The organism is Pontibacter harenae (assembly GCF_020907245.1).
In the GTDB taxonomy this organism is placed as follows: Bacteria; Bacteroidota; Bacteroidia; order Cytophagales; family Hymenobacteraceae; genus Pontibacter; species Pontibacter harenae.
The window spans coordinates 143,988-169,490 of the sequence record NZ_JAJJWH010000002.1; the positions used below are offsets into that span (position 1 = coordinate 143,988).

Consider the following 25,503-nt stretch of genomic DNA (forward strand, 5'->3'; position numbering starts at 1 on the left):
GCGGTAACACCATTGATGTACATTTCTCTATAACAATTTAATACATGAAGCTTCTCCTGCTAGAGCAGGCAGAACATCTTTTGAGGCTTTCATATTTCTATGCAGAACTATAAGAATCTTACAGTAGACCTTTCTAATTGCGATAAAGAACCTATACATATCATCGGCAGAATTCAGCCTCATGGCTTTATGATGATACTCTCTTCTGCTGATTTGACGGTTGAACAGGTAAGCAAAAACATAGGGGAATATTTAGAGATTACGCCACAAGGATTAATTGGACACACACCACAACTTCTTTGTAAGCAGGAAGAGTATAAGACGTTAGAAAGGCAGCTAAAAAACGCTGAATTACATAACCCTCAACTGCTGGTGTTGCAGAGCAAATGTTTTTTTGGCTTTGTACATGCATCTGGCAATAAGCTGGTTGTTGAGTGTGAGACATACGTGCAGGTATCGGATCATCAACGGTTTGAAAGGTCTTACAGATATTCTCAGTTTCAGACAAGCCTTAGCGAACAGGATACACTGCAGAAACAGGCAAACCTTGTGGCAGATTTTGTGCAACAGATTCTGGACTATGACAGGGTAATGGTTTACCAATATGACCAGGATTGGAACGGAGAAGTTATAGCGGAAAGTAAGAAGCCAGGTATACGCTCCTTTTTGCACCACCACTTTCCCGCCAGCGACATTCCAGCACCCGCCAGAGCACTGCTCCTGCAAAAGCACATCAGGCAGATACCCGATGTGCTGGCTTCGGCAGTAGATATTGCTCCGTATGTAAACACCGCTACGGGCAACCCTACAAACATCCTGCAGTCCGAGCTCCGCAACCCCTCTGAAATACACCTGGAGTATCTGCGGAACATGAACGTAATGGCTACTTTGTCGTTCTCTATAATTGTGAAGGGCAAATTGTGGGGGCTAATTACATGCCATCATCACAGCCCTAAACTTACTAACTTCTGGATCAGGCAAACCTGTGGTATGGCGGCTAAAGCCTTTGCCAATGCCATACCAGCCAGCCAGGAGAAAAGAGACATGCAGGCGCTGCACCAGTATAAGAAAGTTGAAGAGGAACTGGTAAATCAAGTTATCGAAAGTGGCAATGTTATCGATGGCTTGATAGGCCAGAAATGTAGCCTTCTTGATGTAACAGCAAGCAACGGAGCAGCCATTATTTTACAAGACAAAATTACCTGCATTGGCCGTACTCCTGAAGAACATCACATAATAGAGTTAATAGAATGGCTGGTGGAACACAACAATGATCGCATCTTTTTCACCAGGTGCTTATCAGAGGTTATTCCCCAAGCCGCCATATACCAACCCATCGCCAGTGGCCTGATGGCTTTAGAAATATCAAGGTATAACAAAGAGTATATTCTCTTCTTTAAGGAAGAATTAAAAGAAACCAGAGTTTGGGCCGGAAACCCAGAGAAAACATTTTCAGGTGAAGACAAACTGATACACCCACGAAAATCTTTCAGTAAATGGGAAGAAGTGGTGAAAGGAAAGTCGGAGCCGTGGGCGGTACATGAGATCGAAGTTGCGCAGATACTGTTAAAAGATATCATTGCTATTCTACTCCGAAACCAGGCTTCTAAACTAAAGGAACTGAATAAGGAGCTTCATGTTTCTGCTGATGAATTACGAAGACAGAATGATAAGTTAAAAGACTTCGCACATATCATTTCGCATAACCTGCGGTCACCTATAAGCAATATACGCGGCCTTCACGCCATGTATGAAGCAGAACCAAATGAAGAAACAAGAACTGAGGTAATGCAAATGATAGCGGTTGTAACTGGTAATATGTCCGCTACCATTGATGATTTGAATACTATACTTCGTACCTCCATTAATCACACAAACACAACTGAAGTTGTAGACTTGGAAGAGGTTATTGAGAAAGAAAAGCAGAACCTTAACGCTACGCTAAAAGAGACACAGGCAGTAATACAGACAGACCTGCAAGTAAATGAAATACTATTACCGAAAGTATACGTTGAAAGCATTTTTCATAACCTGCTTTCTAACGCACTCAAGTATCGCTCAGAAACAGGCAAGCCAATCATAGAAATAAAAACGTGGGCCGACGAGGAAAACTTTTATCTAACTGTAAAAGACAATGGCTTGGGTATGGATTTGGAAAAAGTAGGTAATAAGTTGTTCGGCCTGTACAAAACCTTCCACCGAAACAAAGATTCTAAAGGCTTAGGGCTTTACCTCACAAAAACGCAGATTGAGTCCTTAGGAGGCAAAATTGAGGTGGAAAGCGAGCCAAACAAAGGGGCTACCTTCATGGTCAAATTCAGTAGGATATAATTAAAGCTTAGGCCGAGAGGTTGAGGCAAATCTTTGTTTCTGATAATCAAAAGCCAACTACGTATTATGGCTTGTTGCTAATAATTATAGTGCGCCTGTTGCATAAAATCTGAACCATAAAACCTAACTTGAGTCCTTTCTGCAACACCAGCTTACACATTACACAAATATGGAACAGCGCATCACCCAGATTACGCTCGGCGTAAAAAATTTACAACGAGCAAAAGATTTTTACCAGAATGTTTTCGGATGGCAACCAACAGCGTCGAGTACAGGTGGCATCGTATTTTTTCAGCTTGACGGTATACAACTGGCGCTTTTCCCGCAGGAGTCTTTGGCAGATGATGCAGGTGTGCCTGCAGACGGTAAAGGATTTAGAAGATTTTCGCTGGCGCACAATGTCGGCTCTGAGCAGGAAGTTGATGAACTGGTAGCCCTTTTGGAGGAAAAAGGTGCAACAATAATGAAGCGCCCAGAGAAAACCTTCTGGGGTGGCTACAGCAGCTACATAGCGGATCCAGACGAAAACCTGTGGGAGATTGCTTACAATCCCTTAACTAAGTAATGGACCTGAAAACCTTAATGCAACTAAGAGGCCTTGGGTATGCATTATAAGTGGACATCAAGGCTCACATTATTTTGCCCAGTCTTCCTTATCATTGCCCTTTTGCTTGCTGGTGGCGGGCATGGATGGTTAGAACCAGCTATAATTCTGTTCCCGCTTGGCCTTTTAAGCATTGTTGTCACTGATTCTTTAAATGTGGTATCTTTGTTATTAGCAGTCATACAGTATCCGCTGTATGGTCTACTGTTGGATAAGGCCCAAGCTATTAATCAGCTTAAGCGCTTCACCATCTCCATCCTGCTTTTCCATTTGTTATTGGTAGTGATAATTCTGGTGATGCGAGACGCTACCTGGAGGTAAAGTGGCCTACGTAAACCAGTCTTCAACTTGAAGACATGGGTTTAGGAGCTGAAAACAATCATCGAATAACGAAATACAAGTGCAGACTTTTCTAGAGCTAGCCGCAAAATACGTTTACGAAAAATACAAGGAGCATATCAGCGACTTGTGCATCGTGCTGCCATCGCGCAGAGCAAGTTTCTTCTTTAAAAATGCTTTGGCGCAAGCCGCAACTGAGCCAATCTGGTCGCCAGAGGTTTCGGGTATGGAAGACTTCATCACACGGCTTGCCAAAACCGAAGTGCTGGAGCCAATTAATCTACAACTGGAGCTGTTCGACTTGATGCGCGAACAGGACCCGCTACTCGATTTCGATCAGTTCGTGACTTGGGGCGGCACCTTATTGGAAGACTTCAGCCGCATTGACCAGAACTTAGTTGACACTAGTAAACTGTTCGACTATTTATCTGAGGCAAAGGCTCTGGAGCGTTGGGACCCGAAGTTTTTGGGCAAAGAGGTCTCTCCTACCATTAAAAAGTATTTCAGCCTTTGGGATAATATTGATAAGACCTACCAGAACCTACGGAAGCGCCTACTGCAGAACAAGCAGGCCTACACAGGTATGGCTTTCCGAAAAGTAGCTGACAACATTAACAGCATTGCCAAAGAACCAGGTTGCCACCAATACATTTTTATTGGTTTAAATGCTCTTACCAAATCAGAAGAAGTTATCATCAAAGCGCTTCTAAAGCATGAGAAGGCAGAAGTATTGTTCGACAGTGATGACTTTTACATGGAAGAAGGCACTCCGAATAGAGCTGGTACTTTTCTGCGCAAATACAAAAGCACCTGGAATCTTCCTGAATGGCGCTGGCAGCAAAACTTACTTCTAACCGATGAAAAAGAGATAAATGTGATTGGTGTAGCCAATGCCAGCATGCAAGGCAAATTGGCAGGTCAACTACTCCAGGAAATACGCCAGCAGCAAAGGCACTCGCAAACAGCTATTATTTTGCCAGACGAAACGTTGCTCTTGCCTGTGCTGCACTCCATTCCTGAAGAGGTGCCGAACTACAACGTTACGATGGGTTTAAGCTTTAAGGGCACTCCCCTCTTCAACCTCATCGACCTGCTTTTTGAGGTGCACCTTACGGGTGTAACACAGCTACAGGAAACTGGCTACAAAGTATACCAATACCACCACTTGTCTGTCAATAAACTGCTCACCCACCCGTTTATCCGAAGGTATGAACTGTACCTGAACGACCAGCCAGAACAGGAGAAATACCATGGGCTTATACAGAAGGTATTAGGCAAGATTGTAGCAGATAACAAGGTGCTGGTAACGGCCCAAGACCTGTTGCAGATGGGCAAACAGCACCCGCTCTTCGAGACCGTCTTTAAAACCTGGCAAGACTGCGATGACATTATCGCGGCCATGTATAAGCTGATAGAGATGCTGCGGGAAATGTACAGCCACCAGCCAAACACGATAGAAACGGAATACCTGTACATCTTTTATACCTTAGTAAAACGCCTGGATACTATTTTCGACTGTCGTGAGCATAAAATAGGTGTCCGCAGTTTCCGTAAGTTTCTGTACGAGCTTATTTCTTCTACTCGATTGCCTTTTAGTGGGGAGCCTATTTCGGAGGTGCAGATTATGGGTATGCTGGAGACGCGTGCCCTAGATTTCGAAAATGTGATCATTCTTTCGGTAAACGAGAACACCCTACCAGCTCCAAAGCGAAACGAATCGCTAATGCCGTACGATGTTTTGCGGGAATTTGGACTGCCCACTTATGCCGAGACAGAAGGCGCGATGGCTTACAACTTCTACCGCCTGCTTCAACGCGCCAAGCGCATCAACCTGCTGTACGTGCTGCCCTCCGATACCTATGGCTCTGGTGAGAAAAGCCGTTTTATACTGCAGTTGCAAAACGATCTGGCGCTCCGCAACCCTCGCATTAAGTTCCGCGATTTGACTGCCGCCATCGAGCAGCAACAGACAAAGAAATATGATGAAGACATACAGATAGAAAAGGATGAGCAGACGCTGGAGCAACTGAAAAAGGAACTGCAAAAAGGGCTTTACCCGTCGCACCTGAACATGTACATTAACTGCTCTTTGCAATACTACTTTAGCCGCATCGCCAAAATACAGGAAATGGACGAAGTGGAAGAGCAGCTTGGAACTGATAAATTCGGCACATTGGTGCACCAGGTGCTGGAGGATTTCTTTAAGCCTTTCGCTGAGAACGGTAAGCCGATTGAAGCCAGCGATGTAGCACAAATGCTGCAGCAATTGCCTGCCAAAGTTCGGGAAGAATTCATTGCAGCCACGCGTGGTGCTACGCCAGACCGTGGCATGAACTACCTGTTATACAAAGTGGCCATACAGGTGCTGGAGAAATATCTAACACTTTTACAGCAATCTGATGAACTGCCTCTGTATGTGCTTCGCCTGGAAGATACTTTAGCCGCTGTACTCCCTGTGCAGGTGGGCGACGAAGAGATAATGGTACGTGTGGCAGGCAAAGCCGACCGCATAGACCTGACGGGAAATGAACTCCGTGTAATCGACTACAAAACAGGAAAGGTTGAAAAGAGCCAGTTAGTGGTAAAACCCGAAGAAGTTGATTTGCATTTCACCACCGACCCGAAGTACGACAAAGCCAGACAGTTGTGGCTTTACCAGTATATTTTGCAACGCACACTACAGCAAAGTCCGGAAACTGTACTGCAAAATGCCCCACACGTAGTTCCGCAAAGCATAACTCCAAAGTCAGGCATTCTGTCGTTTCGTAACCTGGATGCAGGCGTACTTTCATCGGAGTTTAATTTTGTAGAAGCAGACGGAACATCACCTAAAAGCTTTATTGCTGCCTCCGAGGATCTGCTTTCTGCCTTTGTGCGCCGCATGTTGGACCCGCAGGAGCCGATAAAGAAAACAAACGACCTAGATGTATGCCAGTACTGCCCTTACAGAGGAATTTGTGCCAGATAAAGAATTTTTGTGGAAGAAGCCTACTACCTATGTGATACCTAACCTGTACATGGGCTTGATACGCAATAAAAAAGGAGCAGGCACCTTAGTGGCACCTGCTCCTTTTTTATTTATGCTTATAATTCCTAAGCTTCTGGAAAAGCCTTCACATAGTCGAATGCCAGTAGGTTTTGAATAGCACTACGGTGTGCATCAGCCGACATAGTTTCTGCTCCAGCCTCTACCATCTCTTCAGTACCAATCAGCAGTTGTCTTTTGATATTATCTGGATCTGCTTCTCTTGAGAAATAAAGGGCAACATAGTCCCTCTTTCCGAAATAACCCGTCACACCAAATCCCATCGAATTTAGTATGCCATCTACGGTATCAACCACTCCTGGCTCGGCTCGGTCAGCAAAGCCAAAATAATAGTAGTCTCCATCCGACTCAAACTTGTGGCGCGGAAACTCCTTCTGTATCCCTTTTTCAAACTGTTTTACCTTTTCTTCCTCATCAAAGCGATATAACAAAACGTAATTATTCATATTTTCAAATCTTTTATTTAGAATCAATTTCTTATTAAGAGGTACGAACAGTTATGCTATAGGTTAATTAGCCGGGCAAAAGCATGTTTGTTAAAACGAATATAAATGAAGTTTAAAAGGCCTTATTTAGACCCAGAGCAGCCGCAGCACGTATTACCTACTCTTCAAACAAAGGCTAGCGCGTATGCGCTGGCTAAGAGGTTAAGGTTAAACTACAAGCTATGTCAAAACAAACTACTGCGGTGCAGCTACAGTTTTTAGGCGCTGCTGGCGTTGTTACTGGTTCGAAAACGCTGTTGCAGACACATAATCATAAGATACTAATTGACTGCGGACTTTTCCAGGGGAATAAGTCAGAACGAAAGCTGAATAAGGTTAAAAAGCTCCCTTTCAAGCCAGAAGAACTTGATGCTATCATCCTCACACACGGCCACCTGGACCATTGCGGCTATTTGCCCGTGCTCGTAAAAAAGGGGTTTTCTGGTCCTATTTATGTCACCTCTCCTACTTGCGATATCACCGAAATTGTTCTTCGCGACAGTGCCAGTATTCAGGAGGAGGACACAAGAGAGCTAAATAAAAGACGTGAGCAGAAAGGCAAAAAGCCACTAAAACCGCTCTACCGCCAGAAGCATGTAGACCGCACCATGGCACTTTTCCAAACCCACGAAGACAACCTATGGATTGAGGCAGGTGATCAGCTGAAGTTTCGCTTTCAGAAAAGCGGACATATCTTGGGCTCCGCCTCGGTTGAGTTGGAGTGCCAAGGGCGCACATTTGTTTTCTCTGGCGATGTAGGTCAGCAAATGCCCCTTATCCTGGACGAACCGAAACGCCTAAAAAAAGCCGACTACATTATTCTAGAATCCACTTATGGCGATAAGCTACACGACAACAGCGTATCGCCTTACCAGTCTCTGCAGAATGTGGTAAATACTACTTTCGAAAAAGGTGGTTCTCTCATTATTCCTAGTTTTGCTGTAGAGCGTGCTCAGGAAATTATTATGTTGCTGAACAACCTGATGGATGAAAAGAGTATTCCGAACCTTCCGATTTACCTGGATTCTCCGATGGGTAAAAACATAACGGAGTTGTTCCAGAAACATCGCTCCTGGCATAACCTATCCGAAACAGAGTGCGACAACCTAACCCAGAACGTACACCTGATTAGTAGCTTTGAAGACACTTTAAACGTGCTGCGCGATGATGGCCCGAAACAGAAAATCATTATTGCAGGAAGTGGAATGGTAACAGGTGGCCGTATATTGTATTACCTCAAGCAGTTGGTCGGAGACGAAAAAAACACGGTGCTTCTGGTTGGTCATCAATCAGCAGGTACTCGCGGTCGAAAATTAAGCAGCGGTGCCCCTAACATTAAGATAGATGGCGAAGCATATGAAGTTAAGGCAGAAGTAACTCAAATCGGCTCCCTTTCAGCGCACGGCGACCAAGCAGATTTACTTTGGTGGTTACAAGAGTTTGCGGAGGCTCCTAAGCAGCTTTTCCTGAACCACGGAGAGGAAGATGCAGCAGGAACACTAAAGCAGAAAATAGAAGAAGCGCATAACTGGCCCGTAACCGTAGCAGAAATGAACAGGGTATATCCACTATAAAGGAATGGAGGAAAAGAAAGCTTTACCTTGTGATAAATAGCACCAAAGACCACATATTTTTTATCTTAATTTGCTGCTGTTATTAGAGGTATAGTTGGTAATTTGCGCTTGGTTGCCAGCGTAGTTAAGCGCTGCAACCTGTGTCATTTTATCTTCTTCTATCTCTTCTTTACTTTGTTGAACAGAAAGCTTTCTTTATGCCTGCTATCAATGCTTTTGTCAGCAGGCTGTCAGCCAAAAGTAGTAATGCATGCTTCTAACCAAGTGTCTACTACTAGCGCTGTTACAAACACCCAAGCGGTGGAAATTATTTATAGCCAGGAAGAGCGACCATTGAATGCCCAAAAATTGGGTGAACTTAAAATTACAGACTCTGGCTTTTCTTTGAATTGTGGCTTTTTGGAGGTGCTGGAACTGGCTAAAGCAAAGGCTGTAGAAAGCGGAGGTGACGCAGTTTACATAACGTCTTTCAAGGCACCAGATTCCTGGAGTACCTGTTACAGAATTGAGGCGGAGCTTTATAAACTACAGGAACCGTACGTGTCTAAACTTAGCGCTGCTTCACCCAATGTGCATGCTGTTACAGAAGGTGATACTGTTGCTTTCATTGAAACAATGCCAGCTTTCCCCTTAGGCGAACAGGAGCTTCTAAAATTTCTTTCCAGGGAATTTAGGTACCCAGCATCCGCAGTAAAAGACAAAGTAGAGGGACAAGTAATAGTCGCATATGTGGTTGATAGAACAGGTAAGATAGGCGATATAGAAATTAGGCAAAGTGTTAGAGAAGACGTAGACCAGGAAGAAGCGATTGAGGCAATTTCTGATGCCTGAATGGGTGCCTGGCTACCAGAACAACAGGGCTGTACCTGTGCGTTATACTATACCAATGAACTTCTATTTCTCTAAGAAAAGAGAGAAGAAGTAATTAGAGGGTAAAGACATCTACAACCTCTTAATTCTTTATGCTATTAGATTTGGCTGCTAGTTTATCACTCAACCTAAAATTGTTGTACCAGTACTAAACTGTTGTGAACAGAGCAATAAACATACTAGCAAAGTTTGGATTAACCTTGCAGATAGTGAAGACGGCCATGGCAGGTGCTCTATCATGGTTTCTGGCTACCAGTTTGCTGCATGCTGAGTATCCCTTCTTTGCTGCTATTGCTGCTATTATTACCGTTCAGGTTACAGTTGCTGACTCTGTCGATAAAGCATCTCAACGTATTATAGGTATAGTGGGCGGCGTTATGCTTAGCCTGTTATTCGGGCAGTGGTTTGAATTGGGCGCGCTCTCCATCTTTTTGGTGATCTTGGTAGGCATGGCCACTGCCAAAGCCCTCCGCATGAACCCCCAAATTATTTCACAGGTTGCCATTAGTTCGCTATTGGTTCTCGCTGTCGGGCAAAACGAACCTGGCTACGCCTACGAAAGAGTAATTGAAACAATTCTGGGTTCTGCCATAGCCGTTCTAATAAATGCGCTTATAGTACCCCAAAATGCTATTCCTGGAGTAGAAAAAAGCATCATCTCTTATAGTAACCTTTCTGCCACAACACTGAAAGGTTTGGGCGCCATGTTAGACTATGATGGCATCAGAAGAAAAACTGGGAGAACTGAAGTTGATGCCCTTATAAAAGAAGCTAACAACTGCAAAAAAGCTCTTGAACTGGCAGAGCAGAGCTTGAAATACAACCCCTTGCTTACCCACAAGCGCACCAGGCTTAGCCGATTGGCTGTTAGCATAAACAAGCTACAGAGCATCACCATACAAATAAGAGGTATTAGAAGAGGGCTAGCTGATATGCAGCAAGATCTAGTATTTCAGCAGGAGTATGAAAGCAAACCTCAGCTAAAAAAGGCGATGGAAGCGACAGCTAAGTGCATTGCTGCTTTTGGAGAAACCATCGTCGATCCATCAGACACCAAATTAACTCTGCTCGGCATGCGCATCCAGGAGGCAAGGGCAGAACAAGCCCGAAGCCTTACTACCCTCAAGGGCATGACTTCTTTGGAAACGATTCGGGATATAGGCGGTATTCTTACTGATTTACGGCGTATAGTTGCTGAAACAGAACGACAAAATCCTGGCAAAGAAGTTCTGCTGGCTTAACAGCAGTTCCTGCTCTAACACAAGTACTTGTGTTAGACTCCGCCAAAGGGACAAGCGTCCTACTACAGAAACTACACGGCAAAGAACGTAGCAACACCTACTGCTAGCAAACTTACCGTCAGGAGCATAGTATAGGCCAAGGATAAGACAAAAAACTTCAGCACAGTTCGCTTACGCGCATTTCCATAAAAGTTACGCATGGATTTATAGATGTACCAAAGTATAACTATAAATGTCAGAAGTTTAAGGTAGCTTCCTGCAGCAGATGGCAATACAAAAGACATCAGCATCATGATAGCTCCAAACAGAAACATAAAGGAGTGAATGTGGATGGAGTAAATAAGATGCTCGATGTAAAATTTTGTGGAGCGGAAATAGACCATTTTCAGGATCAGCGCAAACAGCGGCAGCAACAAAAACATAATCTTGGGCAGGTTTTGCTTTAAAGCACTCATGTATGCTTTTGCCGTGTTGTCATCTTCCATTACAAGCATAAACTTCGTCTTAATGGAACGTTTGAAACTGCCGTCTCTTTTTGCTTCTGGCAAAAGACTTTGCTCCCGCTCGTACTCCTCCAAATCGGAAAGTTCTTTTACTGGATTAGTTAAGATCACGGCCTCGTTCTGGCTATACTTGCCAACAGTATCAAGTGCTGCTGCAGAATTGTCTAACACACCATTTGTAAATAAAGCAGTCTCTTTAGGTATTTTCCCTGCGGCGGCGTTCTCGTTTACCTCTTTCTTTAGCTCCTCTATTTTAGCTATCTTTTTTTCTTGCTGCTCAAGTTTTGCAACCTCACTTACAGCTTCAGCCTTGCTATGGTCGTTTGTTTTGTTGCCTACGTTTATATCGCTCAGAAAAAGAAAGAAAAAAACTATACTGATGAAGATGTACATGCTGATCGGGTTGAGGTGTGACGCTCTTTTGCCCTCAAAGTATTCTTTCGTCAGTAATCCTGGCCTTGTCATCAAAGGCACCATGCTGTTAAAGAATTTCGATTCGAAATGAAAATAATGGCCTACACTATGCATGGCTACATGAAAAAAACTCTCGTGTAGCTCCAGGTTTTCTTGTCCGCAGTTAGAGCAGAATTTACCTATGACTGTTTCACCACAGTTTAAACAGTTTTTTTCCTTGCGGTAATGCTTTTTCATCTTTCAACAGTAAATTATGTGTTGCCAACTATAACTACAACATTAACTGAATTTTATCCTTGCCTATCCCCTATTTATAAGTCTGCTTTTTTGGCACCTTCTTAAAGATTAGCAGAGTTAAATATAATAAAATAACCTATAGTTCACCATCATTTCCAGCAGTTTAAAACATCAGTTAAAGTTTAAACTTACTTTTAGCTGGATAAAGAATTTTGATTGTATTGAGGATAGAGGGTACAACTAAATTTATACACATAAGCACGCATAAATTTAGGATCGGAAAGCATTATGTTTGGAAGCAGAAACTACTCAGTCAAGATTCCCACCGAGTTTAGCTGTAGCATCATTATATTCGTGGCAGAGCGGGTTAAGCCATATACAGGATAGCCATCCTGATCAATGCTCAGGTCGCCTCTTTTTACATAGTTAGCCAACGGACTTTGCAGGTAAACAAAGCGTATATCAAGAGCTGAGTTACCACTTACACCTAAGTCAAACAGAATACCGGCACCAACCCCGTAACTTAAAACTGTGCTGTTGTATCTGTTCAAAATAACCGCTTGTAAGTCATCATTAAAGAACTCGAAAATGTTCTGCTTTATTTTGGTACGTGTGTTGAAGACAGATATACCCGCCAAACAATCCATGTAGGGTTTTATTCGGAGTTGGTCTGTAGGCTTGATTCGCGCCACCAGGTGCAGTGGCACTATACTATGTGTCGTCTTCCATTTTTCATCGCTCAAGGTACCAGCAGGCCACATTTTCTGCACTCCCTGGCTCAGGTAACTTACTTGTAAACCGAACTCAACAGATGAAGGTCTTTTCAGAGGATTCAGCAATAACCCAAACGTTCCTCCAAACGCATCAGCTTGCGGATAGGCTTGTCTAAAGCTCCCTAAAGGCTGCGCATAAGTAATTCCCATGTACACAGTTCCTCTTGTGTAGCCGCTAATTTCTGGAACAACATCAACTGTTTGGCCGATGGCAACACCACATATTAAAGTCGTCAGAGCTACAAGAACAAAAGCCTTAATCTTCATTTTATAGTGCCGTTAAAACTGTCTTAGAAGTTATACCGCTACTCTATTCAAAGTACAGAAAAAATTCTAAAGCATCAATAGATCAGGTCCTTTGGTTTATAAATTTTGCATGGTGGGCAGGTAAAAGTCTGAGAGGCTTGTTGTGACAACTTTGCTATATAAACCTCTAATTGTAACCTACTAAAGAGATTAAAGCAGTACGGAATCTTCACGACACAGCACTTTTATAGGCACCACACGTAAGAACTGCCTATAAGCTGAGTTAGAAAATCTGCCACAATATTCTGAAATTGCACAGCAAAGAGCAACATGAGCTGGAAAGACACAAAACTATACAGTATACTAAACACGAAATGCCCTCGATGTCACGATGGAGATATGTTTCCGAAAGGCACCTACTATAGTTTCAAGAATTTTTCTGACATGCATGAAAAATGCCCCTGCTGCGGACAGCCTTTTGAGCCAGAGCCAGGTTACTATTATGGCGCCATGTTTGTTAGCTATGCTTTTAGTACAGCTATTTTTGTGGCCGTTTGGGTTGCATTAAGTTTTCTTTTTGAGGAAGTAACGATGACAATGATCACGTTAGCTTTGATAGTAGCTGTATTAGCTTTGCTGCCTGTGAGCTTCCGTTTATCCAGAAGTATTTGGATTAATTTTTTTATCAGGTACGAGGGCCCCTGCGACAAGCTAAAGAAATTGCCATAGAGTTGTTGCAAATTTTCCTGATTAACTTTCCTACTCTATTGGCAGCAAAAACTATAAAGCCACTGTTTATGAGAATTTTAGTCGCATACGCGAAAATTTATTCTTGTTAGCCTATACTTCAAGCCTCTTTTTTAACTGAAATTTAAAGAAACAGCAGCTCACAACCTGCGTAAGAACTTTGGCTTTCCCGATTTAAGATAAGGATAAACCTGCAACTGGTTTGGTTAAAAGTATAAGAGGTTTGAGCGTGAAGTTTGCTCATTACAAACTCAAAGAAACCTAGTTCATTTTGTAGTCTGACAGAGCATGTCTAACTTAACACTTTAAAACAACCTTGCAAATCTGTTGCAGGTGTTTGTGTTACGCTGTTAAAATTAGAAAGCTGCTGATCTATTTACTTTCATCATTTAAAAAGATTTTAGTAGTATAGCCGTTAATGATGAGACCATTACAAAATTTCTATAGTTTGAAATCTTTTATCACCCTGTTGTTTCTGTTCCTTTCCTCCCTTCCGTTGCTTGGCCAAAGCTCCTATACTAAAGTGGTAGCCGAGCCTGGCGATGGCGTTTTTACGCTCCTACGCCGCCATGGTCTCAACCCATCAGAGCATATTAACAGCTTTTTAGAACTGAACCAGGAGAACATCGGAAAAGATAAAAGTTTGTTTGCTGGCCGCACTTATCTCTTGCCTATGGCATCTACTGGCACCACAGCTAAAGCAGGCAGTAGCAACAGTCACTCTCGCAGAGTGATAGAAGAGCCTTTGTTCGGTCCTAAATATAGTCGTGTTGTCGTTAAGGATCAGCAGCTTTCTGGAGCAGTTTATTATTTATCTGCAGGGCACGGAGGACCAGACCCTGGTGCAGTGGGCAATTACGGTCCGTACTCCCTTAGCGAAGATGAGTATGCCTATGATGTTTCTATACGCTTGGCCCGTAATTTAATGGAACATGGAGCAACTGTATACATGATTATTCAGGATCCTGATGACGGTATTCGGGATGAAAGTATTTTAAAGATGGATAGGGATGAGATAAACTATCCTAACGAGGCAATTGCACTAAACCAGACAGAACGTCTCCGCCAAAGAACAAGAGCTATCAATGGCTTATATGCAAAACATAAGGGTGCTTATCAGCGCATGCTGGCCATACACGTTGACAGTCGCAGCAAAAGCCAGAACATTGATGTCTTTTTTTACCACCACCAGAACAGCTCCTTGGGCCAAAAGATGGCTAACCATATTCACCAGACCTTTACCTCAAAGTACAGGCGCTATCAACCAAACAGAGAGTACTCTGGGAGTGTCTCGCATCGAAGTAATCTATATGTAATCAAATACACGCACCCTCCTACTGTTTTTATAGAATTGGGTAACATCCGAAACGATTTAGACCAGCGGCGCTTTGTAATTTCCGACAACCGACAGGCACTTGCCAACTGGATTGCAGAAGGTATAATTTCCGACTATAGGGCACGGGATTAGCACGTCCTTTACTTTATTTACAGGTCTAATTACCTGCACCCCATTCTTGAGTGTAGGCAAGAATTCTTTTAAATTTCAGAAATGATTGCTAGACATTGGGCAGGCTTGTTTAGAGCCGAAGACACCGAAGAATACCTGGAACATTTACAGCAGGGACTTTTCTCTGAACTTCAACATATGGTTGGTTTTGTCAGTGCCTCTATTCTGCAAAGAGAAGTTGATGGTAACGTAGAATTCTTAGTCATAACCAACTGGGAATCTATGGAATCAATTAAAAAGTTTGCTGGAGAGCAACCAGAGGTTGCAGTGGTACCAGCGCATGTTCAGAAAATGGCTCTTCGCTTTGATACTGTCGTGCGACATTACGAGGTAAAATATGCTGCTTAACCTAGATAAATAAAAAGCCAGCTACGCCATCTTTAGGACTGGCATAGCTGGCTCCATTTTTCTGTTTTAGCTTATAGTCTCACCAAAACAGCTAGTTGCCTAATACTCAATTACACATTCAGGTTAGCCATCTGTGGTTCAGCATATCTGTCTCCTGCTGCCACTCCTTTTGGCGCAATGGCATCTATCTGTTTTAACTCATCCCGCATGAGCGACACTTGTAAAGCTCCCAAGTTCTCTTCTAAATATTTTCTGCGTTTGGTGCCAGGTATAGGTACAATGTCTTCGCCTTGCGCCAGTAACCAAGCCAGTGCCAGTTGTGCTGGCTCACATCCTTTCTGAGACGCCATCTCCTCTATCTTTTTAACAAGGTCGATGTTCTTCTGAAAGTTTTCTCCCTGGAAACGTGGAGAATGCCTCCTATAATCATCTTCAGCCAAGTCCTCAAAATTTTTGATCTGACCTGTTAGGAAGCCTCTGCCAAGTGGACTATACGGAACGAAACCGACACCCAATTCTCTGCATGCAGGCAGAATATCATCCTCTACATCACGGCTCCAGAGCGAATACTCCGTTTGCAAGGCTGATATTGGGTGCACGCTATGCGCTTTTCTAATGGTGGCAGCCGACGCTTCTGACAAACCCAAAAAACGTACCTTACCTTCTTTTACCAACTCCGCCATAGCACCTACAGTTTCCTCTATAGGTGTGTCTTTATCTACCCGATGCTGGTAGTACAGATCTATATAATCTACTCCTAAGCGCTTTAGGCTTGCTTCACAGGCACTTTTAACATACTCTGGTTTCCCTTTTATGCCTAAAAAGCTGCCGTCTTTACCGCGCACATTGCCAAACTTCGTGGCTAATACCACGCTGTCTCTTCTGTCTTTTATAGCTTTGCCAACTAGTTCTTCATTTGCACCAACACCATACATATCTGCGGTGTCCAAAAAGTTTACTCCAAGATCTAGCGCATGGTGTATTGTAGCAACTGACTCTGCATCGTCGCGGTTACTGTAAAAATCTGACATTCCCATACATCCAAGCCCTAAAGCCGATACCTCTAATCCTTGTTTTCCTAGCTTCCTTTTTTCCATTGTGTCTTATATTACTTGTTACAACTTATACTTCCTTTCTTGAGATACGCTCTAACTGGTTAGCAGGCTAAAAAATATCTTTTATTAAGAAACGGGTGCTTTTAATTGATAAAAGACTGTCTTCTTTAATCTACTTGTTTGTACACCGTACTAAAATAGCAGCTTAAAAACATATTTAAGGAACAGACAAAAAAGAAGTTTTAGTCCAACCGACAGCATTCAAATAAGATTAATTCAAACAACTTTTTTTGCAGTCAATGCCGCTTTAGGTTAAACCTATCGCAGCGTTAGGGTGTGCAACTTCACCTATCGTCCATCATCTAAAATTTACAACTGTGGCTAATATACCTGAAGAGAAGACACTTGATAATTCGCTAAGAATGTTGAGCGAGGGGTTTCCTTTTATTCACAAAAGAGCTCAGAAATTTGACACCGACATTTTTAAACCAAGGTTGTTGGGGCAAAAAGTTATTTGCCTGCACGGCGAAGAAGCTGCCAGCGTTTTTTTACGATTCTACAATGTTTGTAAGGACTGGAGCTATTCCAAAAAGAGTGCAGAAAACCCTGTTAGGAGAAAACGGGGTGCAAACAATGGATGATGAAACGCATAAGCACCGAAAAGCGATGTTTATGTCGCTGATAACATAAACCTGCCACTACAGCACTTTGGCAGATACTGGCAGGCTTAAATGAGAGAAACTGGAAGAGGTTGTACTGTTTCATGAGACACAGGAAATATTTTGTTTAGCTGCTTGTGTCTGGGCTGGTGTACCCTTGCAACCTGAAGAAGTGCTAGAAAGAGCCAGAGATTTTACAGCCATGGTAGATGCCTTTGGTGCCGTAGGGCTAAGGCACTGGCGTGGTAGAACTGCCAGAAACCGAGGCAATGCTTGGATCAAGAATATTATTGAAGATGTCAGAGACCATAAGTTAAAACCACAAGAGGGCTCGCCACTACATGTTGTTGCCTGGCACCGCGACTTAAACGGAGACTTGCTCGACATAAAAATGGCAACCGTAGAACTAATTAACTTAATTCGGCCTACCGTTGCCATAGCCTGGTATATTACTTACGCAGCTCTTGCACTACATGAAAACCCATCATATAAGAGTAGGATACTAGCGGGCAAAGAAGGACTTACAGAACATTTTGTACAAGAAGTTCGGCGATTTTATCCTTTTGCGCCATTTACAGGAGCACGTGTACGTAACGAATTTGAATGGCGAGGGCATCACTTTAAAGAAGGCACACTTGTGCTTCTGGATATATATGGCACGTTGCACGACCCTGTGTTGTGGGAAAATCCAGAAGAGTTCCTGCCTGAGCGTTTCAGAAAATGGAATGGAAGCGCATTCGATTTGATACCACAGGGAGGTGGAGACTTTATGGGAGGCCACCGCTGCGCAGGCGAATGGATAACAATTGAGGTAATAAAACAAGCTGTAACTTTCCTGGCTAACTGTATGGAATATGATGTGCCTGCCCAAGACTTAAGCTACAGTTTGGTTCGGATGCCTACTTATCCTAAAAGTGGTTTTGTCATGCGTAATGTAAGCGTTATCCCTCAGCACTCCCACAAAATGAATGGTCTGAATAGTCAAGCAGGAAAGTGCCCATTTCATAGCGTGTAAAGGTATATTATAAGATTGCTGCTCATTAGTAGGTGAAAATTCAATTGGAACTATAACAAGATTATAAATTGTCAAAATTATTCATGTATAAATATAATTTTTGTAAATATTATATTTTTATTTAACATACAGATATTCACACACTATAAAACCTAACTATATGAGCAGCAATTTACTTCTTTCGATTACTGACGATGATATGCTTCGTTTACATGGCGGCATCAAAGCTTCAATAGCTCAAATGAGAAGCGAGGATTATGAAGACGAAGAGATCTGTACCTACGAAGAAGTACTCTCCAACCTCAAGAATGGTAAGTCGTCTTACATCGAAGGCATCAAGTTGGTACTGCTGAAATAACCTATATTCCCTTCACTCCTTCCCCTTTTCTCTTAACTTGGTTGTAGAGCTTTAAACCCTTGCCTGATTTCTAAAGCCTTTACTGCCTTAGAACAAATTTATTATTGCTGAGCTTGCTGTAAACAGCATTGAATTAAGCCAATACTCCTCTTCACAACTATTCTCATCCTTCACTAAATCTGTACAATTTCCACGTGTGGCAATCTAGTTCCCACACGTGCCACAGTTATACTTAACGAATTGATACACAATAACTTTTTATCAATGAAACATATATGTTAATACCATCATTTATTCATATTCCTAAACAATTGTGTTATAGAAGCGTTATAAATAATATACTTTAACAGAAATTATTTAGAGTAACTAACCATGAAACAAGCTATGAAAAATTTATTCTTACCATTCGCAATTGCACTAGCTGCTACCTTCGATGTAACAGCTCAATCAGTACGAGACTTACCAAGGCCACAAACTACTGCCCCTGTTTCTGGCGACGCAATACAGCAAGGCAACTGGCTTGTAGGTGCTGGTATCGCCAACATCGGCCACAACTTTAAGTCGGAAACTTTTACTTTGGATGTGCAGCCACGTGCTGGTTACTTTATCAGCGATAATGCAGCTATTGGTGCACAGGTAGACCTTGGGCTTTCTATTTATAATGGTGGTGAATCTTTTAGGTATGGTTTACAACCTTTTGTGCGTTATTACTTTCCTGAAGGAGCCGCACCTACACACAGATGGTTTGGTGAGGCAAGAATCGGTTTCGCAGGTAGTTCAGATGAAGATAGTGACGGCGATTCCGCTTTCTCACGAGTATATGGTATAAGTGCAGGTTATGCTCACTTTGTCGCTTCTAATGTTGCGCTGGAAGGCACCTTAAACCTGATCAGAAGTAGTGCTAACGTTGAAGTAGGCGGTGGAGCCAACACAGGCCTATCTCTTGGTCTTGCACTGCAAATCTATTTGCCAGGAAGAGGAAATCGATAATCAATACCAAGATATAGTTTACAGGCAAGGGCCGCTTCAGCATACTGAAGCGGCCCTTGCTCTTTATTTATAATATTAGCTTAATAAATCCCTGTTCTACGATACTGCTTATCAGTACTTGATGACAACATTATATACTGTCTAATTTTGACCTTTAAAATCTGTTGCTTTTACATATTAATTCGCTATTTTTAATGTTCATCTTCTATAGATAAAATACTTCATTGATGAAGCAACAGAATTATGATCTTATAGTGGTAGGCACTGGCTTTGCTTCTACCTTCTTCCTAAAAAAATACTTAAGTAAAGCATCTAAATCGGCAAAAATATTAGTGCTAGAAAGAGGTCATCTTTTTCCTCATGCAGAAAGATTGAAAGAAAAGAGAAGAGAAAGTACACCTTTTGCCAAGTTAAACGACCACTCCCATAACACATTCATCAACAACAATCCTGAGAAGATTTGGGAGTTTCAAGCTGGTTTTGGAGGAAGCTCTAACTGTTGGTTTGGTTGCACACCTCGCTTTATGCCCTCAGATTTTAAGATGAAGAGCCTGTATGGTGTTGCAAACGACTGGCCTGTTCAGTATGATGAATTAGATTCGTACTATGATCAGGTTGAGGAGGCCATGTCTATATCTGGACCCGAAGAAACACCATATCCGCGCAGTAAACCTTATCCTCAACCCGCACATGCTTTTAATACTGTAGATGTACTACTCAAGAAGAAGTATGGAAACCTTTACATCAACCAACCTACCGCACGCGCAAAAGTTCCTGTAAATGGCAGGGGAAGTTGCTGTGTTAGTGCTGAGTGTAGCGTTTGCCCTGTTAACGCAAAGTTTACAATCGAGAACTCGAACCTTGGCGTATACGAAGACCCCCGTATAGAATTAGTGTATGGTTCTCAGGTATTCGGCCTGGAACTAGAGCAAAATATGGTTCGCAAGGTAAATTATATAAAAGATGGTAAGGAGCATCATGCCTCAGCCGAAGTCTTTGCTCTGGGTGCTAACGCCATTTTTAACGCACATATTCTGTTGAATTCTGGCGACACTAGCCGCTTAACTGGTAAAGGCCTCGGTGAACAGTATGGCTTACAGGCTCTCGTTTATCTAGATAATTTAGCAAATTTTGGAGGAGGAACTTGGGTGAGCGGCAACGGCTATATGTTGTATGATGGTAATCATAGAAAAGATTATGCAGCTTGCCTTATGGAATCGAATAATGCTCCTTTTCTCAGACTTGAAAAAGGTAAATGGAGGGATATTGCAAGTTTTAGGATGATATTTGAAGACTTACCAAGTGAGCAAAACTATGTTGCACCCACTGCTGATCTTATGAAGCCAGAGGTAAATTTTAAAGGCCCCTCTGCTTATACACTGAAAGCAGTTGAGCAGATGAAGCAGAAACTACCTGAAGTATTAGCCTGCCTGCCCATCGAAAAAATAGAATTCCAAAAACCTTTTGCTTCGGAAGCACATATTATGGGTACCACAAGAATGAGCGAGTCGCCAGAGGAAGGAGTAGTAGATAAACACCTGATCCACCACAAGTACAGGAACCTGTTTGTTTTGGGCAGCAGTACCTTTACTACCTTCACCCCTGCTAACCCAACACTTACTCTATCTGCTTTGTCTTTATATGCAGCTGATAAATCATTCTAAATAACAGAAGAAGATATGTTAAGAAGGAAGTTTTTAAAATTATCTGGCTTAGGAGCCCTGGTAGTGGCAGCCCCAACTGCTGGGTTTGCTTCTATTTCTCTGAAGGATGCAACAGTAGGCTCTATCATCAATGAGTTTGATTATCTACAGCTAGACAAGAAGGGTGTTGAACAGTTTGTTGATGACTTTCTGGCTTATAACTTTTGGAACGGGAGCTTTAAGCATACTCTTGTTATGCGAGCAATATATACAACTAAAACCAAATCAGACCGCTCAGTTAGTTTATTTAAAACTAATATGCTTAAAACACTGGCAGATACTTATCTACTTTCCACTGATTTTTTCAGCAATAATATGGATGAAAATAAGCCATTAAAGTACATGGGCCTTTACAGCCCACATCTGAAGCCATGCGCAAATCCTTTCTCTTTTATTCATTATCCTGCTGTTGTAAGCTGAGGTTTAGTTAAATTCGTCAAAGCTTGTTCTTATTCTAGTTATTTAACACTTCTGTTAATCAATCTCTTACCATTCTTCAACAAAAAAAGGAGTGCCTACGACAATTTATATCGTAGGCACTCCTTTTTTGATGTCATTTATCAATACAACTATAACCTTTTGCTACTTTCCTCTGAAGGTATATTATAGCCTAAACATTATCTATTTTCATCTAAATGACAATTGGAGATTTACTAGTGAGAGCAAGGCTGAGGCTCATACTTATTGAATGATCTAAACTGCAAGAATTTAACATGTATGGGATTTAGTGAAGTCAGTTCGCTATGGAGTGCAGCGTTAGCTTTTGTATAAGTATATTCTTGACCGTTTCGGATATACTTTACCGAGTCTGGTTTCTTGGAAGCGATGTATTTTTTGAAATTATGATACACCATTAACTTCTGACTATTTGCCAGATTTTGAAGATTCTCATCTGAAGAAGAAATTACTTCCACCACGTCTTTCTGAAAGTCAAAAATCTGAGTCTCAACTGGTATAAACAAATGGTTCGTAACCCCTCCTTCTGTCCTTAAATTGGAAAACATAGCAAAAGAGTTTTCAGTCTTCAGACCTAGGTATGGACACAATCCATTTATGAACACTATGATTGGGAAAAGAAGCAGAGAATAATGTTTGAGCTTAAATGAGTCTGAGCTAGAAAGTGTGTTGCTGTTCTCTTTGGAGAATACAGCTTTTGAAAAAACAATTATGAATACAACTCCATAAGTAGTCCAGCAGATATGCCGAAAGAAGTCGGTAAAGTTTTTTGCTAAAAAGTGAAGAACAACCACACCAAACACAAACAATACCAAGGCTGTTACTAACTTTAAAATACTGAAGCGGTAAAACTGTTCCTTAGATAGCGCCTTTAGTCCTTGCGCTTTTTTATAAAGCTTAAAGATATATCCGCTGAATTTATTGTCTGTAAACAGTACATACGCGGCAAAAAGCATGGAGGAGAAATCATAAAACCCATTAAGAGGGTTATATGCAATGATAAAGTGAAACGATAATCCAAGTAAAACGCCAAGGTTACGCGTCCTTCTAAAGCAAAGTAGAACAGGAATTAATGTTTCGATTATAACGGTAGCATAAGCATTAAGCAGGAGTACGCCATTTGTTAGGGTAAGGGAGGATAAAGGGTTTTGTGATACAAAAAAGTCGGTCGCACAACTAATATCTGGAGAAAAGAAGCTTGTGTTTAGTTTATGTAAGACTACAAAAAAGTAAAGAATAATCACTTCTGCCCTTACTAGTGGAGCAAAAGTTTTATAAAAGTCTACTCTATTGATACGAAAACGTCTCCTCTTAATTACTAGATAAGCTAATGCATGTAGTATAGTTAAGTTTACTAACGTAGTAAATATCCAGTGATTACTGATATAGGGCATCATTTTAAGAGACTCATACAACTGCAACGACAGAAAGAAAAGCAGCCTTATAATTGACCAAGGCTTAAGTATAAGAAAAACAGCTGCGAAGCTTAATAAGACATAATGCATCTCATCAGTAAAAATCCTGTCGTTTGCCATGTGAAAAAGTGTTGCAACAGCCCAAAGTGACCAGAATAATTTATACCTAATGTCTATAGATGAATCATAATCTAATGCACCTTCATTACTTTCAGAATCAATGCTTGGGGTATTGATTGGATCTGTAAGTACACTTAGAAATAAATGATTTTTTCGAAGTAGATTTATAAGCATATTCTTTGTTCAGAAGTAAAATGAAGCACTGAAATGGATGACCTATAAGTTAAGTTTTGTACTTGCTGCGCTAGACGTAGCTTAGCTTTAGCATTGAACCTTTCTCAAATTATAGAGCAATTATATATTGTAATACTTTTATTATATTTTGAATTATTTATTTAAAGGTGAACATATAATTCAAGAACGAATATTATAACGATATAAAAATATATAGGTTTTGTTAAATACTAAAGTTTGATAGAAATTTAATCTTAGCTTCTAATTCATTCCGCATCTAGGTCTTGCCTTGCAGATCTATTTACCAGGAAGAGGAAATGATATAAGCAACAAGGGCCGCTTCAGTATGCTGAAGCGGCCCTTGTTGGATAGAAATATTTTGGATGTCATCATCGTTTTAGCACCTCTTCCACTACCCTTTTATCACCGTCTATCTGGTGCGCATAGGTCAGTCCCAACAGCTCTGCTATGAGTGGATACAGATGTACGTTCTCAAAGGATTCTATCCTTTGCCCTTTTTTGAAGCCACTGCCCCATGCGTAAAAAGAGGCATGCATTTCTTTAACAGCTGCAGGGTCATACCCGTGGTGACCTGGTGAGGGTTTGTTTGGGCCAGCGTGAAAAATGTAGGGCCAGTTAGCTATAAGAATAATATCACCAATGCGGTTGTAAGTATCATCTTTCGAACCATAATGCCACTGCTCAGGCAGGCTTTGCTTCAGGTAAGTTTTAAACCCCTCCTCATTTTTCTTTAACTGCCGATAGGTCTTTCTTACCTTCTTCTTATTCTTTGCATGGAGTTCAACCATTACATCTCCTGGCGATATAATAAAATTTGCGCTGTCTTTTATAGACGGCACGGTTAAGGTATGTTCCATATCTACGTTTGTCATTCCATGGTCTGACACAAACACAATGTTTACGGGCAAACCCGTTTTAGCCACTTCCTCTGTTAGCTTACCTATCGCTTCATCTATTTCATGCACCGCTTGCACTGTTTCTGGTGCATCTGGCCCAAACCTGTGGCCAGCGTGGTCTACCTCTGGCATGTAAAAAGTAATCAGGTGTGGTCGCTTTTCTTCAGGCAGCTGCAGCCAATCCAGCACAATATTTATGCGGCGCTCCATCGGCAATTGCTCATTGTACTGGTAATGATAAGTAGGCATAATTCCTTTGATCGGCGCCTCAGATCCTACCCAAAATAAGCACGCTGTCAACATTTGCTGCTGTTCTGCCAACACCCACAATGGTGTGCCCCCGTACCAACTACCGTCTTCTACTTTGCTCCTGTCCCGTATCGTGTAGTACTCATTTCGGTTCGGATCATAAAATTGGTTGTTAATGAGGCCGTGGTGTGCAGGATATAAGCCTGTAACTATAGAATAATGATTGGGGAAGGTTTTAGAAGGAAAGGCAGGAACCATAGACGTGGCCTGTACGCCTTTTTCGCGCAATGCCAACAGATGCTTTGCCTGATACTTTTCGGCGTAGTCATACCTAAAACCATCTGCTGATATGAGTATCACGTATGGCTTTTCCTGTTGCTCCAGCCTGTTTGCCCTACCTGGTATTACTATTTGAGTTGTATCTGCCTGCGCGAAAGCCACAAGCGAGCATGAGATAAAATACAGTAAAAATAGGTTCCTTATCATAACAGCTAAGGTAAGCGTCGTAGAGGACAGATGCAGGTACAACTACGTTAAAAAATTAAAAATTTATAACTGCTGCGTTTCCTGAAAATATAGTTAATACGCTCTTTGAAGCCATTATATATAATTTTTTGTATATTATTCTGTCAGAAAAAGAAGGAGATTAAACACTCTTATCCCTTTTCATTTCTCTAAAACTTAATACCTTTATGATACTAGTAACTAATGAGTATTAATCTTAAATAATATGAAGAAGCTACTTTTCTCTTCGGCTTTAGTTTTGATATGTAGCAGTTTAAGCTTTGCGCAGCCCTCCATTACGGGCTCTATGAAGCCTGAAGGCACTGAATCTTATCTGTCTTCTGTTAAGCTCCATTTCAACAATGTGGAAGAACTTCAGGAGTATAAGTGGGACGAGTTGGAGTCTGTACTCAGCAGAAGCAAAGACGCTATCAGAAAAGATTTTAAACTTGTTATCTCAGCTGATGTGAACAAGGAAAAATATCGCAATAAAAATATTATTCCCGATTCTTTTACTGTTAAGGTGTCAGAAGAAAAAGATACTACCAAACTAATAAGAGAAGCACAGCGCGGTGTAGAAAAAATGCTGGCCATACTCATTGAAGAAGACCCGAAATAATTGA

Annotated in this window: 22 protein-coding genes; 16 read left to right on the forward strand and 6 right to left on the reverse strand. The window is 41.8% G+C overall.

Annotated features, from left to right (window positions below; translation table 11 throughout):
* Positions 1 to 99 precede the first annotated feature (99 nt).
* The 4 genes from LN893_RS01955 (at position 100) to LN893_RS20650 (ending at position 6,242) form a co-directional block, all read left to right on the forward strand.
* Positions 100 to 2,331 carry an ATP-binding protein gene (locus LN893_RS01955; protein WP_229967760.1) on the forward strand — a complete coding sequence of 744 codons (2,232 nt, stop codon included), beginning with the start codon at positions 100 to 102 and terminating at the stop codon, positions 2,329 to 2,331.
* A gap of 169 nt (positions 2,332 to 2,500) precedes the next feature.
* Positions 2,501 to 2,896: a VOC family protein gene (locus LN893_RS01960; RefSeq protein ID WP_229967762.1), complete on the forward strand. Its 396-nt coding sequence runs from the start codon at positions 2,501 to 2,503 to the stop codon at positions 2,894 to 2,896.
* A 39-nt stretch (positions 2,897 to 2,935) separates the two neighbouring features.
* Entirely contained in the window at positions 2,936 to 3,256 is a 321-nt protein-coding gene (locus tag LN893_RS01965) for a hypothetical protein (protein ID WP_229967764.1), read from the forward strand.
* A gap of 79 nt (positions 3,257 to 3,335) precedes the next feature.
* Complete coding sequence (locus LN893_RS20650) at positions 3,336 to 6,242, forward strand: PD-(D/E)XK nuclease family protein (protein WP_229967766.1); 2,907 nt, start codon at positions 3,336 to 3,338, stop codon at positions 6,240 to 6,242.
* A gap of 125 nt (positions 6,243 to 6,367) precedes the next feature.
* Here the strand turns inward: LN893_RS20650 and LN893_RS01975 are convergent, their stop codons facing one another.
* Positions 6,368 to 6,766: a hypothetical protein gene (locus LN893_RS01975; protein WP_229967768.1), complete on the reverse strand. Its 399-nt coding sequence runs from the start codon at positions 6,764 to 6,766 to the stop codon at positions 6,368 to 6,370.
* A 221-nt stretch (positions 6,767 to 6,987) separates the two neighbouring features.
* Here LN893_RS01975 and LN893_RS01980 point away from each other — a divergent pair, with 221 nt between their 5' ends.
* The 3 genes from LN893_RS01980 (at position 6,988) to LN893_RS01990 (ending at position 10,490) form a co-directional block, all read left to right on the forward strand.
* Complete coding sequence (locus tag LN893_RS01980) at positions 6,988 to 8,379, forward strand: MBL fold metallo-hydrolase RNA specificity domain-containing protein (protein WP_229967770.1); 1,392 nt, start codon at positions 6,988 to 6,990, stop codon at positions 8,377 to 8,379.
* Positions 8,380 to 8,589: 210 nt separating this feature from the next.
* Positions 8,590 to 9,210, forward strand: a complete 621-nt coding sequence (locus LN893_RS01985; RefSeq protein WP_229967772.1) for an energy transducer TonB — start codon at positions 8,590 to 8,592, stop codon at positions 9,208 to 9,210.
* Between the two features lie 197 nt (positions 9,211 to 9,407).
* Positions 9,408 to 10,490 carry an FUSC family protein gene (locus tag LN893_RS01990; protein WP_229967774.1) on the forward strand — a complete coding sequence of 361 codons (1,083 nt, stop codon included), beginning with the start codon at positions 9,408 to 9,410 and terminating at the stop codon, positions 10,488 to 10,490.
* Between the two features lie 71 nt (positions 10,491 to 10,561).
* Here LN893_RS01990 and LN893_RS01995 read toward each other — a convergent pair whose 3' ends face one another.
* Together LN893_RS01995 and LN893_RS02000 are read right to left on the reverse strand one after the other, a co-directional pair.
* Positions 10,562 to 11,644 (reverse strand): DUF3667 domain-containing protein, encoded by a 1,083-nt coding sequence (locus tag LN893_RS01995; RefSeq protein ID WP_229967776.1) that lies wholly within the window; start codon positions 11,642 to 11,644, stop codon positions 10,562 to 10,564.
* 305 nt (positions 11,645 to 11,949) lie between these two features.
* Positions 11,950 to 12,684: a hypothetical protein gene (locus LN893_RS02000; protein WP_229967777.1), complete on the reverse strand. Its 735-nt coding sequence runs from the start codon at positions 12,682 to 12,684 to the stop codon at positions 11,950 to 11,952.
* Positions 12,685 to 12,993: 309 nt separating this feature from the next.
* Here LN893_RS02000 and LN893_RS02005 point away from each other — a divergent pair, with 309 nt between their 5' ends.
* From LN893_RS02005 to LN893_RS02015, 3 genes are all read left to right on the forward strand, one after another.
* Positions 12,994 to 13,392, forward strand: coding sequence for a DUF983 domain-containing protein (locus LN893_RS02005; RefSeq protein WP_229967778.1), 399 nt, complete (start codon positions 12,994 to 12,996; stop codon positions 13,390 to 13,392).
* Between the two features lie 436 nt (positions 13,393 to 13,828).
* The gene (locus LN893_RS02010) at positions 13,829 to 14,878 is read left to right on the forward strand and encodes an N-acetylmuramoyl-L-alanine amidase family protein (RefSeq protein WP_229967779.1); all 1,050 of its coding nucleotides are present in this window, start codon (positions 13,829 to 13,831) and stop codon (positions 14,876 to 14,878) included.
* Between the two features lie 81 nt (positions 14,879 to 14,959).
* Positions 14,960 to 15,265, forward strand: a complete 306-nt coding sequence (locus tag LN893_RS02015; RefSeq protein WP_229967780.1) for an antibiotic biosynthesis monooxygenase family protein — start codon at positions 14,960 to 14,962, stop codon at positions 15,263 to 15,265.
* Between the two features lie 110 nt (positions 15,266 to 15,375).
* Here the strand turns inward: LN893_RS02015 and LN893_RS02020 are convergent, their stop codons facing one another.
* Positions 15,376 to 16,362 carry an aldo/keto reductase gene (locus LN893_RS02020; RefSeq protein WP_229967781.1) on the reverse strand — a complete coding sequence of 329 codons (987 nt, stop codon included), beginning with the start codon at positions 16,360 to 16,362 and terminating at the stop codon, positions 15,376 to 15,378.
* A 774-nt stretch (positions 16,363 to 17,136) separates the two neighbouring features.
* Between LN893_RS02020 and LN893_RS02025 the strand changes: the two genes are divergently transcribed.
* The 5 genes from LN893_RS02025 (at position 17,137) to LN893_RS02045 (ending at position 21,465) form a co-directional block, all read left to right on the forward strand.
* Complete coding sequence (locus tag LN893_RS02025) at positions 17,137 to 17,994, forward strand: cytochrome P450 (RefSeq protein WP_229967782.1); 858 nt, start codon at positions 17,137 to 17,139, stop codon at positions 17,992 to 17,994.
* A 160-nt stretch (positions 17,995 to 18,154) separates the two neighbouring features.
* Complete coding sequence (locus LN893_RS02030; RefSeq protein WP_229967784.1) at positions 18,155 to 18,352, forward strand: hypothetical protein; 198 nt, start codon at positions 18,155 to 18,157, stop codon at positions 18,350 to 18,352.
* 384 nt (positions 18,353 to 18,736) lie between these two features.
* A complete protein-coding gene (locus tag LN893_RS02035) occupies positions 18,737 to 19,342 on the forward strand; it encodes a hypothetical protein (protein WP_229967786.1) in 606 nt (201 codons plus the stop codon).
* A 227-nt stretch (positions 19,343 to 19,569) separates the two neighbouring features.
* Positions 19,570 to 21,006: a GMC oxidoreductase gene (locus tag LN893_RS02040; protein ID WP_229967788.1), complete on the forward strand. Its 1,437-nt coding sequence runs from the start codon at positions 19,570 to 19,572 to the stop codon at positions 21,004 to 21,006.
* A gap of 15 nt (positions 21,007 to 21,021) precedes the next feature.
* On the forward strand, positions 21,022 to 21,465 hold the full coding sequence (locus LN893_RS02045; RefSeq protein ID WP_229967790.1) for a hypothetical protein: 444 nt from the start codon (positions 21,022 to 21,024) through the stop codon (positions 21,463 to 21,465).
* A gap of 233 nt (positions 21,466 to 21,698) precedes the next feature.
* Here the strand turns inward: LN893_RS02045 and LN893_RS02050 are convergent, their stop codons facing one another.
* Complete coding sequence (locus LN893_RS02050) at positions 21,699 to 23,210, reverse strand: HTTM domain-containing protein (protein WP_229967792.1); 1,512 nt, start codon at positions 23,208 to 23,210, stop codon at positions 21,699 to 21,701.
* A 389-nt stretch (positions 23,211 to 23,599) separates the two neighbouring features.
* Positions 23,600 to 24,862: an alkaline phosphatase family protein gene (locus tag LN893_RS02055; protein ID WP_229967794.1), complete on the reverse strand. Its 1,263-nt coding sequence runs from the start codon at positions 24,860 to 24,862 to the stop codon at positions 23,600 to 23,602.
* Positions 24,863 to 25,106: 244 nt separating this feature from the next.
* Between LN893_RS02055 and LN893_RS02060 the strand changes: the two genes are divergently transcribed.
* Positions 25,107 to 25,499, forward strand: coding sequence for a hypothetical protein (locus LN893_RS02060; RefSeq protein WP_229967796.1), 393 nt, complete (start codon positions 25,107 to 25,109; stop codon positions 25,497 to 25,499).
* Positions 25,500 to 25,503: the final 4 nt, after the last annotated feature.

What these genes read in the sequence shown, in the direction of transcription:
- LN893_RS01955 (WP_229967760.1), top strand. Translation starts at nt 100, where the DNA reads ATGCAGAACTATAAGAATCTTACAGTAGACCTTTCTAATTGCGATAAA.
- LN893_RS01960 (WP_229967762.1), top strand. Translation starts at nt 2,501, where the DNA reads ATGGAACAGCGCATCACCCAGATTACGCTCGGCGTAAAAAATTTACAA.
- LN893_RS01965 (WP_229967764.1), top strand. Translation starts at nt 2,936, where the DNA reads ATGCATTATAAGTGGACATCAAGGCTCACATTATTTTGCCCAGTCTTC.
- LN893_RS01975 (WP_229967768.1), bottom strand. Translation starts at nt 6,766, where the DNA reads ATGAATAATTACGTTTTGTTATATCGCTTTGATGAGGAAGAAAAGGTA.
- LN893_RS01980 (WP_229967770.1), top strand. Translation starts at nt 6,988, where the DNA reads ATGTCAAAACAAACTACTGCGGTGCAGCTACAGTTTTTAGGCGCTGCT.
- LN893_RS01985 (WP_229967772.1), top strand. Translation starts at nt 8,590, where the DNA reads ATGCTTTTGTCAGCAGGCTGTCAGCCAAAAGTAGTAATGCATGCTTCT.
- LN893_RS01995 (WP_229967776.1), bottom strand. Translation starts at nt 11,644, where the DNA reads ATGAAAAAGCATTACCGCAAGGAAAAAAACTGTTTAAACTGTGGTGAA.
- LN893_RS02000 (WP_229967777.1), bottom strand. Translation starts at nt 12,684, where the DNA reads ATGAAGATTAAGGCTTTTGTTCTTGTAGCTCTGACGACTTTAATATGT.
- LN893_RS02005 (WP_229967778.1), top strand. Translation starts at nt 12,994, where the DNA reads ATGAGCTGGAAAGACACAAAACTATACAGTATACTAAACACGAAATGC.
- LN893_RS02010 (WP_229967779.1), top strand. Translation starts at nt 13,829, where the DNA reads ATGATGAGACCATTACAAAATTTCTATAGTTTGAAATCTTTTATCACC.
- LN893_RS02015 (WP_229967780.1), top strand. Translation starts at nt 14,960, where the DNA reads ATGATTGCTAGACATTGGGCAGGCTTGTTTAGAGCCGAAGACACCGAA.
- LN893_RS02020 (WP_229967781.1), bottom strand. Translation starts at nt 16,362, where the DNA reads ATGGAAAAAAGGAAGCTAGGAAAACAAGGATTAGAGGTATCGGCTTTA.
- LN893_RS02030 (WP_229967784.1), top strand. Translation starts at nt 18,155, where the DNA reads ATGAGCAGCAATTTACTTCTTTCGATTACTGACGATGATATGCTTCGT.
- LN893_RS02035 (WP_229967786.1), top strand. Translation starts at nt 18,737, where the DNA reads ATGAAAAATTTATTCTTACCATTCGCAATTGCACTAGCTGCTACCTTC.
- LN893_RS02040 (WP_229967788.1), top strand. Translation starts at nt 19,570, where the DNA reads ATGAAGCAACAGAATTATGATCTTATAGTGGTAGGCACTGGCTTTGCT.
- LN893_RS02045 (WP_229967790.1), top strand. Translation starts at nt 21,022, where the DNA reads ATGTTAAGAAGGAAGTTTTTAAAATTATCTGGCTTAGGAGCCCTGGTA.
- LN893_RS02050 (WP_229967792.1), bottom strand. Translation starts at nt 23,210, where the DNA reads ATGCTTATAAATCTACTTCGAAAAAATCATTTATTTCTAAGTGTACTT.
- LN893_RS02055 (WP_229967794.1), bottom strand. Translation starts at nt 24,862, where the DNA reads ATGATAAGGAACCTATTTTTACTGTATTTTATCTCATGCTCGCTTGTG.
- LN893_RS02060 (WP_229967796.1), top strand. Translation starts at nt 25,107, where the DNA reads ATGAAGAAGCTACTTTTCTCTTCGGCTTTAGTTTTGATATGTAGCAGT.